Source organism: Blautia sp. HCN-20427 (assembly GCF_037890365.1).
In the GTDB taxonomy this organism is placed as follows: domain Bacteria; phylum Bacillota; class Clostridia; order Lachnospirales; family Lachnospiraceae; genus Blautia.
Genome location: NZ_JBBKBX010000020.1, coordinates 12,602 through 30,424 on the forward strand (window position 1 = coordinate 12,602; position 17,823 = coordinate 30,424).

The 17,823-nt window shown below is 42.0% G+C and carries 15 protein-coding genes; 5 read left to right on the forward strand and 10 right to left on the reverse strand.

Annotation, left to right across the window (positions count from 1 at the left end; all coding sequences use genetic code 11):
- The first annotated feature begins 13 nt into the window (after positions 1-13).
- The 4 genes from WKT17_RS12215 to WKT17_RS12230 are packed head-to-tail and all read left to right on the forward strand — an operon-like array spanning position 14 to position 4,385.
- Positions 14-601, forward strand: a complete 588-nt coding sequence (locus tag WKT17_RS12215) for a V-type ATP synthase subunit E (RefSeq protein WP_173749437.1) — start codon at positions 14-16, stop codon at positions 599-601.
- Positions 594-2,360, forward strand: coding sequence for a V-type ATP synthase subunit A (locus tag WKT17_RS12220; protein WP_291681765.1), 1,767 nt, complete (start codon positions 594-596; stop codon positions 2,358-2,360). Before WKT17_RS12215 ends, WKT17_RS12220 begins: the two co-directional genes overlap by 8 nt.
- Positions 2,361-2,374: 14 nt before the next feature.
- Positions 2,375-3,763, forward strand: a complete 1,389-nt coding sequence (locus WKT17_RS12225; protein ID WP_173749435.1) for a V-type ATP synthase subunit B — start codon at positions 2,375-2,377, stop codon at positions 3,761-3,763.
- Positions 3,764-3,767: 4 nt separating this feature from the next.
- The gene (locus tag WKT17_RS12230) at positions 3,768-4,385 is read left to right on the forward strand and encodes a V-type ATP synthase subunit D (RefSeq protein WP_291681766.1); all 618 of its coding nucleotides are present in this window, start codon (positions 3,768-3,770) and stop codon (positions 4,383-4,385) included.
- 72 nt (positions 4,386-4,457) lie between these two features.
- Here WKT17_RS12230 and WKT17_RS12235 read toward each other — a convergent pair whose 3' ends face one another.
- The 6 genes from WKT17_RS12235 to WKT17_RS12260 form a co-directional block, all read right to left on the reverse strand.
- The gene (locus tag WKT17_RS12235) at positions 4,458-6,518 is read right to left on the reverse strand and encodes a Sip1-related alpha-galactosidase (RefSeq protein WP_291681768.1); all 2,061 of its coding nucleotides are present in this window, start codon (positions 6,516-6,518) and stop codon (positions 4,458-4,460) included.
- Between the two features lie 13 nt (positions 6,519-6,531).
- The gene (locus WKT17_RS12240) at positions 6,532-8,211 is read right to left on the reverse strand and encodes a glycoside hydrolase family 13 protein (RefSeq protein ID WP_291681769.1); all 1,680 of its coding nucleotides are present in this window, start codon (positions 8,209-8,211) and stop codon (positions 6,532-6,534) included.
- A gap of 154 nt (positions 8,212-8,365) precedes the next feature.
- Positions 8,366-9,211, reverse strand: a complete 846-nt coding sequence (locus WKT17_RS12245) for a carbohydrate ABC transporter permease (RefSeq protein WP_291681771.1) — start codon at positions 9,209-9,211, stop codon at positions 8,366-8,368.
- Positions 9,211-10,107, reverse strand: a complete 897-nt coding sequence (locus WKT17_RS12250) for a carbohydrate ABC transporter permease (RefSeq protein WP_291681772.1) — start codon at positions 10,105-10,107, stop codon at positions 9,211-9,213. The genes WKT17_RS12245 and WKT17_RS12250 overlap by 1 nt, the downstream gene beginning before the upstream one ends.
- Before the next feature lie 29 nt (positions 10,108-10,136).
- On the reverse strand, positions 10,137-11,627 hold the full coding sequence (locus tag WKT17_RS12255) for an extracellular solute-binding protein (RefSeq protein WP_291681773.1): 1,491 nt from the start codon (positions 11,625-11,627) through the stop codon (positions 10,137-10,139).
- A gap of 338 nt (positions 11,628-11,965) precedes the next feature.
- Positions 11,966-12,949: a LacI family DNA-binding transcriptional regulator gene (locus tag WKT17_RS12260; protein WP_294542174.1), complete on the reverse strand. Its 984-nt coding sequence runs from the start codon at positions 12,947-12,949 to the stop codon at positions 11,966-11,968.
- A 448-nt stretch (positions 12,950-13,397) separates the two neighbouring features.
- Here WKT17_RS12260 and WKT17_RS12265 point away from each other — a divergent pair, with 448 nt between their 5' ends.
- The gene (locus tag WKT17_RS12265; protein ID WP_291681775.1) at positions 13,398-13,703 is read left to right on the forward strand and encodes an AAA family ATPase; all 306 of its coding nucleotides are present in this window, start codon (positions 13,398-13,400) and stop codon (positions 13,701-13,703) included.
- Positions 13,704-14,075: 372 nt separating this feature from the next.
- Here WKT17_RS12265 and WKT17_RS12270 read toward each other — a convergent pair whose 3' ends face one another.
- Genes WKT17_RS12270 through pstB form a run of 4 tightly spaced genes read right to left on the reverse strand, consistent with a single transcriptional unit; the run spans position 14,076 to position 17,819 of the window.
- Positions 14,076-15,731: a sensor histidine kinase gene (locus tag WKT17_RS12270; protein ID WP_291681776.1), complete on the reverse strand. Its 1,656-nt coding sequence runs from the start codon at positions 15,729-15,731 to the stop codon at positions 14,076-14,078.
- Complete coding sequence (locus WKT17_RS12275; RefSeq protein ID WP_173749432.1) at positions 15,728-16,405, reverse strand: response regulator transcription factor; 678 nt, start codon at positions 16,403-16,405, stop codon at positions 15,728-15,730. Before WKT17_RS12275 ends, WKT17_RS12270 begins: the two co-directional genes overlap by 4 nt.
- 5 nt (positions 16,406-16,410) lie before the next feature.
- Positions 16,411-17,064, reverse strand: a complete 654-nt coding sequence (phoU, locus tag WKT17_RS12280) for a phosphate signaling complex protein PhoU (protein WP_173749431.1) — start codon at positions 17,062-17,064, stop codon at positions 16,411-16,413.
- Positions 17,064-17,819 carry a phosphate ABC transporter ATP-binding protein PstB gene (gene pstB, locus WKT17_RS12285; RefSeq protein ID WP_111920569.1) on the reverse strand — a complete coding sequence of 252 codons (756 nt, stop codon included), beginning with the start codon at positions 17,817-17,819 and terminating at the stop codon, positions 17,064-17,066. The genes phoU and pstB overlap by 1 nt, the downstream gene beginning before the upstream one ends.
- Between the last annotated feature and the right edge of the window lie 4 nt (positions 17,820-17,823).

The following is a 17,823-nucleotide window of genomic DNA, read 5'->3' on the forward strand; positions in this document are numbered from 1 at the left end:
GAAGGTGATAGATATGACAACAGAGGAAAAACTGCAGCATTTCTATGATGTTTCCATGAACAGTGCACAGGAAGAGGCTCAAAAGGCCATTTCCGAATACCGCGCTTCTCTGGAGCAGGAAATGGAACAGCACAAACGGGAAAAACAGGCTGCTTCTGACAATCGGTTTAAAATAGAATCTGAAAATGCTGCCAGAGAAATCAACAAGGCACTGTCCGCAGAACACCTGCATATTAAGAGAAAACTCTCTAAAAAACAGCAGGCTTTAAAGGAAAAACTCTTTGCAGAAGTAGAAGATTTGCTGAAAACCTTTTGCCGCCAGCCGGAATATACAGACTGGATGGAAGAGAAAATCCGCGCCGCTCTTGCAGTTGCGGGAAACGACGAGGTGAAGATTTATGTAAACTCTTCCGACGCAGCGCTTTTAGAAGAACTGGAAAAACGCACAGGAATGACTCCTCTTCTGTCTGACACAGACTTTATGGGAGGTATCCGGGCGGTAATTCCCGATAAAAATATTCTGATTGACAACACATTCCTCACATGCTTTGAGAATGAAAAGGAAAGCTTTAACTTTGACGGAGGGATAAGACATGAGTAAAACCGGTATCATTTACGGCATTAACGGCCCTGTCATTTACCTGAAGGGGAATACAGGCTTTAAGATGTCTGAAATGGTTTATGTAGGACAGGAAAACCTGGTGGGCGAGGTCATTTCCCTGAAAAAAGACGCCACTACTGTACAGGTTTTCGAGGAAACCAGTGGACTGAAACCGGGGGAAACGGTAACCGCCAGCGGTGACGCTATTTCCGTCACTCTGGGTCCCGGTATTCTGGACAATATTTTTGACGGTATCCAAAGACCGCTTTCCGTCATTGCAGAGCAGTCCGGAAAATACATTTCCAGAGGTATGCAGGTATCTTCTCTGGACACAGAAAAACTCTGGGACGTGCACATGACCATTACAGAGGGCATGGAAGTATACGGAGGCACCATCATCGCAGAAGTGCCGGAAACAGCTTCTATTGTACACAAATCCATGGTGCCTCCCAACCTCCACGGTACGATAAAGTCCGTAGTATCTGACGGAAAGTACAACATTACCCAGACACTTGCTGTCCTGACTTTAGAAGACGGTACGGAATATCCGCTGAAACTGGCACAGAAATGGCCTATCCGTATTCCCCGTCCCACCAGCAAGCGTTACCCGGCTTCTAAGCCTCTGGTGACGGGACAGCGTATTCTGGATACTTTGTTCCCCATTGCAAAAGGCGGTACAGCAGCCGTTCCAGGCGGATTTGGTACGGGCAAAACCATGACCCAGCACCAGATTGCCAAGTGGTCTGACGCGGACATCATTATCTACATCGGCTGCGGCGAGCGTGGAAATGAAATGACCCAGGTTCTGGAAGATTTCTCCAAGCTTCATGACCCCAAGACAGGAAATGCTCTGATGGCTCGTACTTCCCTGATTGCCAACACTTCCAACATGCCTGTGGCTGCCCGTGAGGCTTCTATTTACACAGGTATTACCATGGCGGAATATTACCGTGACATGGGCTATGATGTAGCAATTATGGCGGACTCCACTTCCCGCTGGGCAGAAGCCCTGCGAGAACTTTCCGGACGTCTGGAGGAAATGCCTGCTGAGGAAGGTTTTCCGGCTTATCTGGCTTCCCGCCTGTCTGCCTTTTACGAAAGAGCCGGCATGATGCAGAATTTAAACGGCACAGAAGGTTCCGTGTCCATTATCGGCGCGGTTTCCCCACAGGGCGGTGACTTCTCCGAGCCCGTTACCCAGAACACCAAGCGTTTCGTCCGCTGCTTCTGGGGACTGGACAAATCCCTGGCCTATGCCAGACATTTCCCTGCCATTCACTGGCTTACCAGCTACAGCGAATATCTGGGAGATTTGTCCTACTGGTACAGCCAGCATGTGTCTCCGAAATTTGTGGATTACCGAAACCGCATCATGGCAATCTTAAACTCAGAAAGCAGTCTCATGGAGATTGTAAAACTTATCGGAAGCGACGTGCTGCCTGATGACCAGAAGCTGACTCTGGAAATCGCCCGCGTAGTGCGCCTGGGCTTTTTGCAGCAGAATGCCTTCCACCCGGACGACACCTGCGTGTCTTTGGAAAAGCAGTTTAAAATGATGGAAATTATCCTGTATCTGTACAAGAAATGCAGAGCCCTAATCAATATGGGCATGCCGGTATCTGTGCTGAAACAGGAGAACATCTTTGAAAAAATTATTTCAATTAAATACGACGTGCCAAATGACCGCCTGGACATGATGGCGGATTACAAAGAGGCCGTGGACGATTTCTATAACACCGTAATGGAAAAGAACGCATAAGGAGGGACTGATTTATGGCAATAGAATATCTTGGTTTAAGTGAAATCAATGGCCCTCTGGTGGTTCTGGAGGGCGTCAAAGACGCAGCTTTCGATGAAATCGTGGAGTTCCGCGTTGAGGACGGCAGCCGCAAGCTGGGGCGTATTGTGGAAATCTATGAAGACAAGGCTGTGATTCAGGTATTTGAGGGAACGGAAAATATGTCCCTTTTGAACACACACACACGCCTCAGCGGGCATCCCATGGAAGTCGAACTTTCCCCGGACATTCTGGGACGTACCTTTAACGGTATCGGAAAGCCCATTGACCGCTTAGGGCCTGTGATTCCGGAAATGAAACTGAACATCAACGGTCTGCCCTTAAATCCGGTCACACGGGAATATCCTCGAAACTTTATTCAGACAGGTATCTCTGCGATTGACGGTCTGACCACCCTGATTCGGGGACAGAAACTGCCGATTTTCTCCGGAAACGGTCTTCCCCATGACCAGCTTGCCGCACAGATTGTGCAGCAGGCATCTTTAGGAAGCAACAGCGATGAGAAATTTGCCATTGTCTTTGCCGCAATGGGTGTGAAATACGATGTAGCGGAATTTTTCCGCCGTACCTTTGAGGAAAGCGGCGTATCCGACCATGTGGTTATGTACCTGAACCTGGCAAATGACCCGGTAGTGGAACGTCTGATTACTCCGAAGGTGGCATTGACGGCTGCAGAATATCTGGCCTTTGAAAAGGGCATGCACATTCTGGTTATCCTCACAGATATTACTTCCTTCTGTGAGGCCATGCGTGAAGTTTCCTCCTCCAAGGGGGAAATTCCTTCCAGAAAGGGTTATCCGGGCTATCTTTACAGTGAACTGGCCACGCTTTATGAACGGGCGGGCATTGTCCGGGGCGGTACGGGTTCTGTTACACAGATTCCCATTCTTACCATGCCAAACGACGACATTACTCACCCTATCCCCGACCTGACGGGCTATATTACCGAGGGACAGATTGTTCTGGACAGACAGCTGCACGGACAGTCCATTTACCCGCCGATTAACGTACTGCCTTCCCTGTCCCGTCTGATGAAGGACGGCATTGGTGAAGGATTTACAAGGGAAGACCACCAGGACGTAGCCAACCAGCTTTTCTCCTGCTACGCCAAAGTAGGAGATGCCAGAGCCCTGGCTTCCGTTATCGGTGAGGATGAGCTCTCTCCTCTGGATAAGAAATATCTGAAGTTTGGTACGGCCTTTGAAGAGGAATTTGTAGGACAGCGGGCCGACGAAAACCGAACCATTCAGGAAACACTGGATAAGGGCTGGGAACTTCTGGGCATGATTCCGAGAGAGGAACTGGACCGTATTGATACCAAGATTTTGGACAAATATTATCACCCAATAGAAGAAGAGAGGTGATTGCATGGACCCGAATACCTTTCCCACCAAGGGAAATCTCATACTGGCCAAAAATTCCCTGGTACTTTCCAGGCAGGGATTTGACTTGATGGATAAAAAGCGAAATATCCTTATCCGGGAACTGATGGACTTAATCGACCAGGCCAAGGATATTCAGTCTCAGATTGACGTGACTTTCCGCACGGCCTATGCGGCTTTGCAGAAAGCGAATATGGAAATCGGCATCAGCAATGTGCAGGAAATTTCCAGAACTGTGCCTGTAGAAAACTCCATTTCCATAAAGACCCGCAGTGTCATGGGAACGGAAATCCCTCTGGTGCGTTCCGAGCCTTCCTCAGACGCTCCCACCTACGCTTACTATAGCACCAAGGCGTCTCTGGACGAGGCAAGGGCTGCTTTTGAAAAGGTGAAAGAACTGACCATTCGCCTGTCCATGGTGGAAAATTCCGCTTATCGGCTGTCTGTGAATATTAAGAAAACCCAGAAGCGGGCCAATGCGCTGAAAAATATCACCATTCCCAAGTTTGAGGCATTGACAAAGAGCATTTCAAACGCTTTGGAAGAGAAAGAAAGGGAAGAATTCACCAGGCTGAAGGTGATTAAGAGAATGCAAAGCAAATAAGAGAAAAGAAAAAGCTGCTGTATAGCATATAGACAATCCATACAGCAGCTTTTTCTTTTCTCCTCACATCTCCTACTCCCAGACTATTTCTATCTGGACTTTACCTGTTTTTTCCTCCATCGGAATCTTATATACCAGTCCACTTTGACGAACTTGCCCCATCATATCTACTCCATTACAAAACACTTTAATAGGTTTTTTCAAGCAAAGAAATCCTATTGGTCCCTGTTCAGCTATCACACCCATCATCCCTTTTTCTGTAAAAATTTCCTGTTCTACCGCAAGAAATCCTGCATATTTATCAATCAGTCCAAGCAGTGCTCCCTTCCCTTTACATGGGAGAATTTGATACCATGCATAGCCCTCTGCCTCCAAAACTCCTGTCTGTTTTTTATTCTTTTCTGCCAAAACGGCCTTTTGAGAAAAATAATCATAAATCCAATATCTTTCTACTTTCTCTATATCCCAAATTTCTTGTGCCCGGAACTCATACGTTTGCCGCTTATCTGTCAGATTATAAACAGCTATTCCGCCTAATTCTCCTTGTTTTCCCACATTTGTCAGTTTCAGAGTGCCTGTATCCATTGGATTTGTAAAAATGCAGTCTATAGAAGGTTTCGCTGCTCTGTCCATCATCAAAATCCGCCCATTCCTATAGGCTAAAGGTTTCAGTACATCAACATCAGTTTCATTAATTTTATCACTAATATATACTGGGCCACCGCTAATCCCTCTTAACAAACTATGTTTAACACAATCTTTATGTTCTGTCCAGAACATGTCCCAGTCGCAATAATACAACTCATCCTGGTAGATGGCATTATAAGCATTCTGTAATAAATGCTCTGCAAATCCATTTTCATTGCCCGGAACAAAATCGTCACTATTTCTTGATACCGCAGAACTTGGGCGAGCCAGCATATTTTCCATAGCCATTCCCATACAATTAATCACAGCACCATTCATATAAACCGCTCCCGCTTCCAGTCCCTGATGTAATTCCCTGGCCCCAAGACAGACTGATACGCTATTTTCATAATAATTTTTCACTGCACTTTGACCGTCTACCTTTACAAAATCAATTCCCTGTCCTCGCAGATATTTATGCCAGTCCCTATAGAACCCATAAGCCTGTTCCGCCTTTGGCATAGGAAGAACCTTCCCATTAACAGTTTTGCACAAATACTGGTTTTCTTCTCTCTCTAATTTGCTTCCTGGAAGAATACCTCCCCAGGCACCTCCCAGAGCATGCCAAACGCCAAACCACTGAATTTTTCCTTTTTCCTTTATTTCCCTTGTCATTCCCAAAAACCCTGTCGGAAACTTCTCTTTATCTGGCACAAAATCATAAAGGCACTCTTTTTCTTCCGACATCCATCCATCATCCAGCAACATCCAACGGATTGGAGCCTGTTTTTCTTCTAGCTCATTTGCTTTCTCACGTATTTTCTGCTCTGTAATGTCAAAATAGAATGCATCCCAGCTACACCAGCCCAAATACTTAAATATTTCAGGAAAATTTCTTTCTTCTTTGGTAAGGATATTTTTTTCTCGAGCTAACCACTGAAAAGCTTTTTTTACTGCCTTATATGGATCTTCATCTTTTGTCTGTACATATACAGTTTCTTCCAAGCTGCTCATCCCTCCCTGATGAGCAGTCATTTTCAGTACCATTTCATTATCTTTTCCAGAAGACAAATATGCCTTAAATCGTTCTCCCGCCATAGGCACCAGACAGATACAATAATTTTCATATTCTAAAAAAGCAATTTGCGTCCTTTCCGGAATATCTGAAAAATCATCTGCAAAAGCAGGTCTGGTCCACCAATCATTGAACAAATACAGCCCCATTATCCTTTTTGGCGGATTTTTTATTTTTAACCGCACTGTCACTGGATATTCCATTTCCAAATTCTGATTTTCTCTGCATGACTCATTTTTTAAATGCAATTTTATTTTTGCTTCTTCTCCATAAAACGTATCTGAAAAAATTATTTTTCCGGAAATCCCCTCTGTTTCTTCAAAAACATATTCTTTTCTTTGATCTCTCTCTGCCCATAATCCTTCTTTAAGTTCTGTTTGTTTTGATTTCTGACAGTTTACTTGTACCTCTGCATTTTCTATATCCAACATTTTAACCTTCTCCCTATTCTATTTCCAATATGACTGCTTCATATGGTCGAAGCAGCAATTCTTTTTCTCCTTTTTGACAGAGTTTCCCGTAATTCCCTGCCAGCATTTTCTTCCAGCTTTCTTCCAAGGCTATTTTTCGTTCTTGTCCCTGATAGTTGCAGAGAATCAACAATTTTTCATCTCCAAAAATCCGCATATAACCGATTAGATTTTCTACATCCTCATATACCGGAACAATACTCCCCTCAATAAGAATCTCTGCGTATTCTGACTTTTTCCGAAGGGAAATCAATTTCCGATACCAGTTAAGAAGGGAATCCTCATTATCTTCCTGCTCTTTCGCATTGATTTCCCTGTAATTTTCGTTAACCTTCAGCCATGGTTTGCCTTTAGAAAATCCTGCATTTTCGCTGTCATCCCATTGAAAAGGAGTTCTGGAATTATCCCTGCTCGTCCGATAGACAAACTCCATTGCCTCTTCATGGGTATATCCCTCATTCAAAGCTCTATGATATTGATTGTATGTGGAACAGTCATCATAGTCTGTAATTTCCGGATAACGACAATTTCGCATGCCCAGTTCTTCCCCCTGGTAAATGTAAGGAGTACCTCTCAGCATCAGATACAGTAACGCAAGCATTGACGCCCCATAAAAATTTTGTCCATCTGGTTTTAAATAATGATCAATAGAGCGGGGCTGGTCATGGTTTTCCATGCAAACTCCCATCCAACCTTTTTCCCCTGCTACACGATGGCTGTGAAACATACAGGCTTTAAGCTCATCCGGATTCCAATCTCTCGTTTCATACCAGAAATAATTAGGCCCTACAAGGTCAATTTGACAATATGAAAATTCAAATATCATAGAAAAATATCCATGGTTCAACGATATAAAATCTTCTATCTCTTCATCTGGTACTCCTGCCGTTTCGCCCACTGTCATGATAGTCCTTCCATAGGTACGGTCCCTCAACTCTTTCAGGAACTTGTCAATTCCTTTCTGATTTAAACTTCCATAAGATACGGACACCAAACCGTCCTCACCATCTGGTTCGTAAGAGGGCAGACCTTCTGCCTTTTTTAAATATGTTATGGCATCCATACGGAATCCCGCAATTCCTTTATCCAGCCACCAATTCATCATAGAATAAATCTCTTCTCTTAATTCTTCATTTTCCCAGTTCAAATCCACCTGTTTTTTTGTAAATAAATGCAGATAATAATAAGACGTTCCGGGTATTTTTTCCCATGCACTTCCTCCAAAAATTGACCTCCAATTATTAGGCGGCTGCCCATCAATTCCTTTTCGAATATAGAAATACTTCCCATATTTTCCCTCCGGGTCTTTTAATGCTTTTTGAAACCATTCATGTTCATCCGAACAATGGTTGACCACCATATCCAACATGATTTTTATTCCCCGCCTGGCTGCTTCCTGGATTAATTCATCCATCTCCTCATCCGTTCCAAATCTGGGGTCCACATGGTAGTAATCCGAAATATCATATCCATTATCATCCATAGGTGAGCAGTACATGGGACACAACCACAAAACATCCACGCCCAAAGATTCCAAGTAATCTAATTTTTGTGTAATTCCCTTCAAGTCCCCGATTCCATCTCCATTTGAATCATAAAAACTACGGGGATAAATCTGATATACAATTGACTTTTTCCACCAATTCTGTTCCATCTTTTTTCCTTCTTTCTTTATAATCTTATCTTATCAATCACAAATATACATATTTTTTCACAGTTCTTTTTGATATAAAAAGACTGCTACCTTAAACATTTAAATTGAAATGTATAAATATTCCAGATAACGTTTAAAGCAACAGCCTCTTACATTACATTTTAACAGCGCCCTCTGCCACACCGGCAACTATATATTTTTGCAGAAAAATATATAGCAAAACAATGGGTATAATGGTAACCAACACCGCCGGGAAAATAAGTTCCCACGGGTTTCCATACTGACCAGAAGTAAGTTTTGCAAAATATAATTCAAGGGTAAGCGTCTTCACTCCATCACTATTACCGATTACCAAAAATGGCAACAGATAATCGTTCCAAATCCACATACCATTTAATACAATCACCGTTACTGTAGTCCCTTTCAGCAACGGAAACACGACTTTGAAAAACATCTGAAAGATATTTGCACCATCAATAATTGCTGCTTCTTCCAGGGACTGTGGTACGCTCTTGATAAATCCATGGTACAAGAATACTGACATACTCAATCCAAATCCGCCATACATAATAATCAACCCTGGAATATTTTTCAGCCCAAGTTTCTCAAAAATGTCCAATAGCGGATACATTACAGACTGAAACGGAATCAACATAGCCGCGGTAAACCCAAGATATAATACAGTTGCCAGCTTACTCTTACTTCTTACCATTACCCAAGCAGCCAAAGAAGAAACCAAAATCAGAAGCACAACTGCTATGACTGTAATCGTAAATGTAACGCCTAATGCTTCCAGAAAATGAATTTGTTCTGCAGCATTTTTAATATAATCCAATGTCCACTGTTTCGGAACTGCAATGGGAGATTCCACAATTTCATTATTCGACTTAAACGAGTTAAATAAAAGAAATACCAATGGAGCTAATGTGTAAAGAGCAATCATGATTAATATTGCATGTGACACTATCTGTCCTGCCTTATGGCGCCCCTTCATTGACATTACATCTCCACCTCCTTCTTCGTAGTGATAGAAACCTGAATCAGTGTAACCACAGCAATCAATACAAAGAAGATAACTGCCTGAGCCTGAGCAAGACCGTAATCCGGAGGTGCGCTGTCCCTGGTTGTCCTTAAAATCTGTGTTGCCAGCATACGAGTTCCGAAGTTACCATCTGTCAGAGCAATATTCTGGTCTAAAAGCATAAAACATTTTGACAGTGTCATAAAAAACACTATGGTAAAAGAAGGCATTAACATAGGAACCGTAATATTCCAGAATCTCTGCCATGCGTTTGCCCCGTCAATTGCTGCTGCTTCTGAAAGATCTTTGGGTATATTATTTAAACCCGTTGTATAAATAATCATCATATAACCTGCCATCTGCCAGGTAAAAAGCATAACTAAAGCAAACAGGGCTTTTGTATTATCCTGCGTCATATTACACAACGCAGGAATAGAAATTATCCCATTCTCTCCAAACAGAATTTTTGAAAATACAATTTCAAAAATAAACTGCCAGATATATCCAAGAGCCAAACCACCCAACAGGTTTGGAAGAAAATAGACTGTTCTGTATGCAGCTGCTCCCCTATGCAAATAGGTTGCCAGTAAAGAAACTGACAGTGATACCACATTAATTACAACTACTGCAACCAAGGTAAATTTTACAGTATATATTAACGCATCTATAAATTTCTTTGTTTTGAATGCTTCTATGTAATTATCAAATCCAACAAAAGCCTGCCAAAAATGTTCTCCTCCTGCAAAATATGTACCACGCCATCCAGTAAAGGAATAAATTACCCCCATAATAAACGGAATTACGATTACCAGCACAAAAAGAATCAATGCAGGAAGTGCCAGGGGTACAAATCTTCTTCTATAATATCTGTCCATTCTGTTCCTCCTATGGCTCTGATACCCTGTTATTCTAACCCAGCCATTTCTGACCAACTGCTAATTGCATAGTCCGCAATATCTCCATAAGCAGTCTCTGACCATTTTGCCGTATTTAAATAATTTTCCATCATATGCAATCCAAAGTTTTCTGTTGCCCAACCCACTGGTGCTCCTGCATATGCGTTTGTTAAAGTCTTATCCTCAGACATATAGGAAATGATGGAATCTCCCAGACTGTAACCAGCAGAAGTTTTTGATGGATCGGCATTATAAGGAATGAATGCCATATCTTGAACAACAAACTTCTGTCCTTCTTCTGAAGTATTCAGCCATACTAAAAATTCCTGAGCTAATTCTTTTTCTTTATCAGAGACTTTGTCATTAATACAATAATAATTTGGTACGAATACAGGAATAGATTCCAGCATATGTTCAACTGTTAAACCTTCGACTTTAATATCATCTTGTGCAAATGGCATTTTTATCGGAAGAAATGTCAATGTATCTACAATATCGGCATTCGCCTTCTTAATATTTTCATAAGCCCAATTTCCCTGTTTCAAGAAAATTGCTTTACTGTTTGCAAAGGTTGCTACAGACGGATCATATCCATTTGTAGAAGCATTAATCAATTCCGGTCCTCTTTCTGTTGTTGCATTGGAAGTTTTTAAATCCAATGCTTTTGCATATGCTTCAAAAGCCCCTTTTCCAGCTTCCAACTCCTTTTTTGTAGCTTGAGACGCTGCTTGAGAATCTTTAAAAATTGCATCCACCGCAATATTAACAAAGTGGTCTCCATAAGTCCATTTTTCAGAGCCTGCTACAGAAAATACACCTTCCAAACTAGCGGCTTTCCCTGTTTTTTCTGCGGCCAGTGCAAACTCTTGTCCACTCAAAATAACACTTCCGGCTGTTCCTTCTTTAATATAAGCCTGCAATGTTTTTACGGCAGATTCAAATTCATCGTAAGTTGCCGTTTTAAATGCTGATAGAAAAGCCTCTACCTTATCCTCTCCGAACAATGCTGCTATCATTTCAGTATCTACAATATAACCATATCCTTCTACATTATAGGGAATTCCATAATTTGCCGAACCATCTGTAAGATTAAAACTCTCTGGTATTTCGCTTACCAGTTTTTTAAAATCCTCATTTGTGGCTTTAGACAAATCCATGGCAAATCCACCTTCCACCCATTCCACTAATGCCTGAGAATTCATGCATGAAAAAATAGCTGGCTTGTTTTTGGAATTCATTTCTGTTCTCAACGTATCATCACTGTTTGTCCCTGATCCTAAAGAAAATACTTTGACTTTCACACCCTTTTCTTCCCCAAAAGCATTGGCTGCTGCTTCCATTGCATCTGCATTTTCACCTTTAGTATTAAAAATATACAAATCGTAGTCTTTTTTGCTGCCGGAACTATCCCCGCTGTCTCCAGATCCACCACAACCTGCCAACATTCCAGTTGTAAGAATTCCAGCTAATACCATAGATAAAATTTTCTTTTTCTTCATGCGATATCCTCCTTAATTTCTACTCTTTTAGAGCTTTTTCTTTATAAGGAGAGTATAACTCCGCCTTTGTTATATGTCAATCGTTAACATATATTGTTTTATATATTTTGTGTATTTTTTCCAGTTTTATCTATTTATTTTTATATATATTTACCTCATTTTTTTCTTCCTCCATATTTTAGTCCGTGTTTTATATCATTTTTCTTGCTTTATCTATTATTTTTATATCTCTTATATATTTATCGATTACATTTTGTATTTCGATGTAAAAACCTAAACAAAAAGCTATTACCGTTCAGATATACTCTATACTTTCGGTAATAGCTTTTTTTGTTTCTTTATAAAGTAGAATCTCTCTTCACCAACCACACAGGCATAGATGTTCTGGAAGGAACCACTTCATTTTTCTGTAATCTGTCTATATAATCCACTGATAATTCTGACATTTCTTTAATAGGTTGATGAATTGTAGTAATAGTAGGGGTTGTAACAGAAGCTATCAACACATCATCAAATCCCACTAACTTTATTTTTTCAGGTATATGAATACCCATTTGATTACATATCTGAATCACTTGAGCCGCAATCAAATCACTGCTGGCAAAAATTCCATCCACATCAGGAAATTTTTCTAATCCCTCCTGAATATACTCTTGATAGTGCATAGAACCATAAACTAATTGATTACTCACCATAATAGTTCCCTGTACCCCCTTTTCTCTGCAGGCTTCTATAAACCCGTCCGCTCGACGGTCTGCTGGCATATCTTTTCCTCTTACACCTCCAAAATGAAGAAGCTTTTTGCAGCCCTGTTCTATCAAATGATTCGCCGCTATCTTCCCACCTTGATAATTGTCACACTGAATGGTTACTGCACTAGAATTTTCTTCTTCTCTTTCAAAACTGATAACAGGAATATGAAGCGAATGAAATTTCTCTGTCTGCACATATTTACTGCATAAAACAATCCCAGAAACTTTATTTGAAATACACATATCCAGATACTCTGCTTCCTTTTCTGGCTGATCCTGTGAATTACAAAGAAGAATTTTATACCCTCTGGCAGACGCAGCCCTCTCCAGATTGCTGATTAATTTATTAAAAAAGGGATGTATAATATGAGGTACTATTACTCCTATCGTATTTGTATGACGCCTGGATAAAGAACGTGCTGCTTCATTGGGCTGATAGTGCATTTCTTTCATCGCATCCGATACCTTCTTTCGGGTTGCCTCACTAATATATCCTCTATTATTAATTACTCTGGATACAGTTGTTGCCGTAACTCCTGCCCTTGCCGCAATATCTTTTATCGTCGCCATATTCCTACCTCTTCTTTTTCTTTAAATGCCGAAACCACTAACGAAAAAATAACCGCCCCAGCTTTCCAAACTGAACGGTTATTTTTGACCAATTATAACGTGGACTAACCATCTATCGACAGCGCTTTTCTATATTCAGACTAGCACCAAACATAAACTATGTCAAAGTCTTTTTTTAATTATTTTTCCATTTATCCACAATAATGTAATTTCCTCACTATTATTCGTGTATTTTAATGTGGCTTTTTTAATAAAATGCCCTTATTTTTGCAGGAATATGTATTACACTATATGTAAATTTTAGAATTCGGACGCACACACTATAAAATGTGGCTTATTTCAATTTTGAAACCAATCCCGGATTAAGCGAAACCTTTGAAGAAAATATCAGTCCGGACTATTTAATTCCTATTTTATCGCAGGACAGACGATTGTCCGCCAAAAAACTTTGATTGTTTTCGACGAAGTACAACTCTGCGAAAGAGCTTTAACCTCTCTGAAATACTTTTGTGAGGACGCCTCTGAGTATCACATTATCGCAGTTGGAAGCCTACGTTGCGTGGCAGTGAATCGTTCAAACTTTTCTTTTCCTGTAGGTAAGGTGGACATAAAAACCCTTTATCCCATGGATATGAAGGAATTCATGCTTGCACTGGGAGAAAAAGACCTGGTGGAACAAATCAAATCCTGCTTACAGGCCAATGCCCCGCTTCCCTCTACATCACATACGGTAGTGACACAGCTTTATCGTTAATACCCCATTGTAGGGGGGTATGCCTGAATAATTTCAAAGACGGTATGACCAAAATTATGTAAATGTACAGCTTACCATAAAGGAGTATAAAACTTATTACCGAGAGTCTGAACGCGACGCTGAAATAGATTTCGTCATTCAACGAGAATGAGAATGGATTCCTATTGAAGTGAGATCCACTGATAATACCAGATCAAAAAGTCTGAAAAGCTACATAGATAAACATAAGCCCTCTTACGCAATCAAGCTTTCCGCAAAGAATTTCGGCTTAGAAGGCGAAAAAATCATCCCTCTCTATGCCGCCTTTTGTATGTAGCGCAAAAAAGACAAGTAAAACGCCTTTCTTCAGCCTTTTACTTGTCTTTCTCATTTTCACTCCGGTATCATCAATATAAATCTGCTGCCTTCTCCCAGTGTGCTCTCCACCTTCACATCCGCGCCTAAAAACATGCTTCCGTGCTTCACAATGGAAAGCCCCAGTCCGGTTCCGCCGATGGCTTTGGAATGGCTCTTATCCACACGGTAAAATCTTTCAAAGATGCGCATTTTATCTTCTTCTGATATACCGATTCCTGTATCCTCCACCACAATCTGCGCATTCCCTTCCACCTCGGAAATGTTCACCGTCAAACTGCCGCTCTGCTTGTTATATTTCAAACCGTTATCACAGAGATTATACAGCACCTCTTCCAGAATTACCTTCACGGTGTTCACCTTTACATGAGGGCCATAGAGATACAGATGAATATTTTTCTCTGCTGCACGCTCTTCCAGCCGTTTCAGAATTTCCCTTGCCGCTTCATACAAATCCACGTCTTCTTTTTCACAGAAAAACTTGCCTTCGTCCAGTTGGGAAATCTTAATAACATCATTTACCAGCGTAATCAGTCTTTGCGCTTCTTTAAAAATTCTGCCTGCAAATTTCTTCGTATCCTCCGGCTTCACAAATCCGTCATTGATGATTTCCGCAAATCCTGAAATGGAAGTCAGGGGTGTTTTCAGTTCATGAGACACATTTGCCGTAAATTCCCGGCGCATTTGTTCACCCTTCATGCGCTCTGTCACGTCCAGAATTACAATTACCGCACCGGTTACTTTCTTTTCCTTCCAAACCGGGTTTGCTGCTACCTGGCAGCTTCTTCCCTGAAATTCCAGATTCGTAACCATGTGTTTTCCTTCCAGCACACGCTCTATCAGATTCTGGAAGCCCTCGCTCCGATTCAGGGTCAGCACACTTCTGCGCCCGGTCTGGGCTTCTGCGCCCAACAGTCTTAAAGCACTGGAATTATAAGAAAGCACCTCTGTATGGGCATCGATGACCAGAAAACCTTCTTCCATATTTTCCGTAATAATGGAAAACTCCTCCTGCTGCCTTTTGGCCTCTGCAATTTCATGCTTCAAGGACTTCTGCTGACGGTTGATTTTTGTCAGAAGCGGCGCAATCTCATCATAAATCTGATTTTCTTCCGGATGTTCCAAATCCAGAGCGTTCACCGGATCCACAATATGGCGTGATACCCTTGAAGCAATCCATGCAGCCAGAGCCGTTACAGCCACCAGCATAATCAGCAGCGGCTGAATCATTCCCCGCAAAAGCGCCGGAAGATTGTACTGCACACTGGAAACTCTGAGAACGGTTCCATCTTTTAGTTTCATGGCATAGTACAGAGTCTTCCTGGAAAGTGTATCCGAATTCCGCACAGCCGTGCCGGAGCCCGTTTTCTGCGCTTCTTCGATTTCTTCTCTTTGGGCATGGTTCTCCATGGATTCCGAGTCTGCCACATTGTCAAAAAGCACTGTTCCGTCTTCATCAATATACGTCACACGCTCCGCCTGTGCCGGAAGGGCTTCCAACGCATCAATCCCGTCTCGCTCCACAGCAATGGCAAGGTAAGCTGCTTCTGTTTTCAATTCCTTTTGCAGCTGATTCCCGAAATAATGGTATAGAATCCCCAGTGTCACTCCCGTACATGTTGCCAGTACAATGAGAGAAACCGCAAAAATGGATTTAAAAATTCGTTTTGTCATGATGACCCTCCTATTTTATATCCCATACCACGGACAGTCTCAATATAATGCCCGGCATCTTTCAGTTTCTGACGCAGCGTCCGGATATGCACGTCCACAGTTCTGCTCTCACCGTCAAACTGATAGCCCCAGATTTTATCCAGAAGCTGTGCTCTGGTAAATACAATCCCCGGATTGGAGAGCAGAAGCAAAAGAATTTCAAACTCCTTTAACGTCAGGGTAATCTCCTCTCCATCTACCTTCACCTGATGTTTTTTCTGTGAAACATACAAATTTCCCAGGGTGTATTCCGTATCCGTACCTTCACTTTTTCCGCTCCTTCTAAGCAGGGCTTTCACTCTGGATACCAGTTCCATCATGCGGAAAGGCTTTGGAATATAGTCGTCTGCGCCGCTGTCCAGTCCTTTGACCGTATCGTATTCACTGCCTTTTGCAGTCAGCATGGCAATAGGAACCTGTTTTGTATCGCTGCGCTTTCTCAGCTTTTGCAGTATGCTCAGTCCGTCTTCTTCCGGCAGCATAATGTCCAGAAGAATCAAATCCGGCACCCTTTTCTCCAGGGTTTCCCAGAAGTCCGAAGGCATGGAAAAGCCTTCTGCTTCTATCCCCTGACTGTTCAGGGTATACACTACCAGTTCCCGGATACTTTCATCATCTTCAACTAAATAAACCATTCTCACTACTCCTGTCTGAGTTCTTGATGCGAGCCTGTAATGGAATATTCCACCCACTGGGCAATATTCTCGGCATGGTCTCCGATGCGCTCAAAATATTTGGCAATCATAATCAGGTCAATATAATACTCAGCATTTTTAGAATCCTTTTCCATCATGGCCGGCAGCTCTGTTTTTATTTTTAAGAATAAATCATCTACTACATCATCATATTTTACTACAGCTGCGGCTGCTTTTAAATCCTTTTTTACAAAGGAATTAATGCTTTCTGTTACCATTTTAATAGTGGCTTCCGCCATTTCCCCGATATGGATTTTGTGGGCAATTTCCTTTACCTGCATAAATCTGGCCATATCCGCAATATCCTGCGCCTGGTCTCCGATTCTTTCCATATCAGAAATCATTTTCAGCGCAGAAGAAATTTCACGCAAATCCTTTGCCACCGGCTGCTGCTGCAAAAGCAACTTCATGCAAAGGGTCTCTATCTCACGTTCCTTGTGATTGACTTCCTCTTCAATCCGGTCTACATCGCTGACTCTGGTGTCCTCTGGATTTTGCAGCAGCTCTACGGCTCTTCGGATGGCTCTTTCACACAGCGACCCCATCTTAATCAATTCCACATTCAATTCTTCAAGCTGCTGGTCGAATCTCTTTCTCATTATCCAAACCTCCCCGTAATGTAATCTTCCGTTTTCTTATTCTTCGGCATGGAGAATATCTGCTCCGTCTCTCCGTATTCCACAACCTCACCCAGAAGGAAAAACGCCGTCTTGTCCGAAATACGGGCTGCCTGCTGCATATTATGGGTTACCATAATAATGGTATAATTTTTCTTCAATTCCACAGCCAGTTCTTCAATCTTAGACGTAGAAATAGGGTCAAGGGCAGAAGTTGGCTCGTCCATGAGAAGCACCTCCGGTTCTACAGCCAGAGCTCTGGCAATACAGAGACGCTGCTGCTGACCGCCGGACATTCCCAGGGCGCTTAATTTCAAACGGTCTTTGACCTCATCCCAGATAGCCGCATTTCTAAGAGAACGCTCTACAATATCATCCAGCTTTACCTTAGAACGGATTCCGTGAGTTCTGGGACCATAGGCAATGTTATCGTAAATGCTCATAGGAAAGGGATTTGGTTTCTGAAACACCATACCCACTCTTTTTCTCAATAGATTGATATTCATGTTTCCGTAAATATCTTCCCCGTCCAGCAGCACTTTTCCTGTAATTTTACATCCCTCCACCAGGTCATTCATACGGTTTAAGGATTTCAGCAGTGTGGATTTTCCACAACCGGAAGGCCCGATAAAAGCGGTAATTTCCTTCTCCTGCAGTTCCAGATTAATGTTTTTCAGCGCATGAAACGCACCGTTATCATAATATAAATCCAAATTGGAAATCGAAAACTTACTCATAGTT

What these genes read in the sequence shown, in the direction of transcription:
- pstB (WP_111920569.1), bottom strand. Translation starts at nt 17,819, where the DNA reads ATGAGTAAGTTTTCGATTTCCAATTTGGATTTATATTATGATAACGGT.
- phoU (WP_173749431.1), bottom strand. Translation starts at nt 17,064, where the DNA reads ATGAGAAAGAGATTCGACCAGCAGCTTGAAGAATTGAATGTGGAATTG.
- WKT17_RS12245 (WP_291681771.1), bottom strand. Translation starts at nt 9,211, where the DNA reads ATGTCAATGAAGGGGCGCCATAAGGCAGGACAGATAGTGTCACATGCA.
- WKT17_RS12215 (WP_173749437.1), top strand. Translation starts at nt 14, where the DNA reads ATGACAACAGAGGAAAAACTGCAGCATTTCTATGATGTTTCCATGAAC.
- WKT17_RS12255 (WP_291681773.1), bottom strand. Translation starts at nt 11,627, where the DNA reads ATGAAGAAAAAGAAAATTTTATCTATGGTATTAGCTGGAATTCTTACA.
- WKT17_RS12230 (WP_291681766.1), top strand. Translation starts at nt 3,768, where the DNA reads ATGGACCCGAATACCTTTCCCACCAAGGGAAATCTCATACTGGCCAAA.
- WKT17_RS12225 (WP_173749435.1), top strand. Translation starts at nt 2,375, where the DNA reads ATGGCAATAGAATATCTTGGTTTAAGTGAAATCAATGGCCCTCTGGTG.
- WKT17_RS12260 (WP_294542174.1), bottom strand. Translation starts at nt 12,949, where the DNA reads ATGGCGACGATAAAAGATATTGCGGCAAGGGCAGGAGTTACGGCAACA.
- WKT17_RS12250 (WP_291681772.1), bottom strand. Translation starts at nt 10,107, where the DNA reads ATGGACAGATATTATAGAAGAAGATTTGTACCCCTGGCACTTCCTGCA.
- WKT17_RS12275 (WP_173749432.1), bottom strand. Translation starts at nt 16,405, where the DNA reads ATGGTTTATTTAGTTGAAGATGATGAAAGTATCCGGGAACTGGTAGTG.
- WKT17_RS12235 (WP_291681768.1), bottom strand. Translation starts at nt 6,518, where the DNA reads ATGTTGGATATAGAAAATGCAGAGGTACAAGTAAACTGTCAGAAATCA.
- WKT17_RS12270 (WP_291681776.1), bottom strand. Translation starts at nt 15,731, where the DNA reads ATGACAAAACGAATTTTTAAATCCATTTTTGCGGTTTCTCTCATTGTA.
- WKT17_RS12220 (WP_291681765.1), top strand. Translation starts at nt 594, where the DNA reads ATGAGTAAAACCGGTATCATTTACGGCATTAACGGCCCTGTCATTTAC.
- WKT17_RS12240 (WP_291681769.1), bottom strand. Translation starts at nt 8,211, where the DNA reads ATGGAACAGAATTGGTGGAAAAAGTCAATTGTATATCAGATTTATCCC.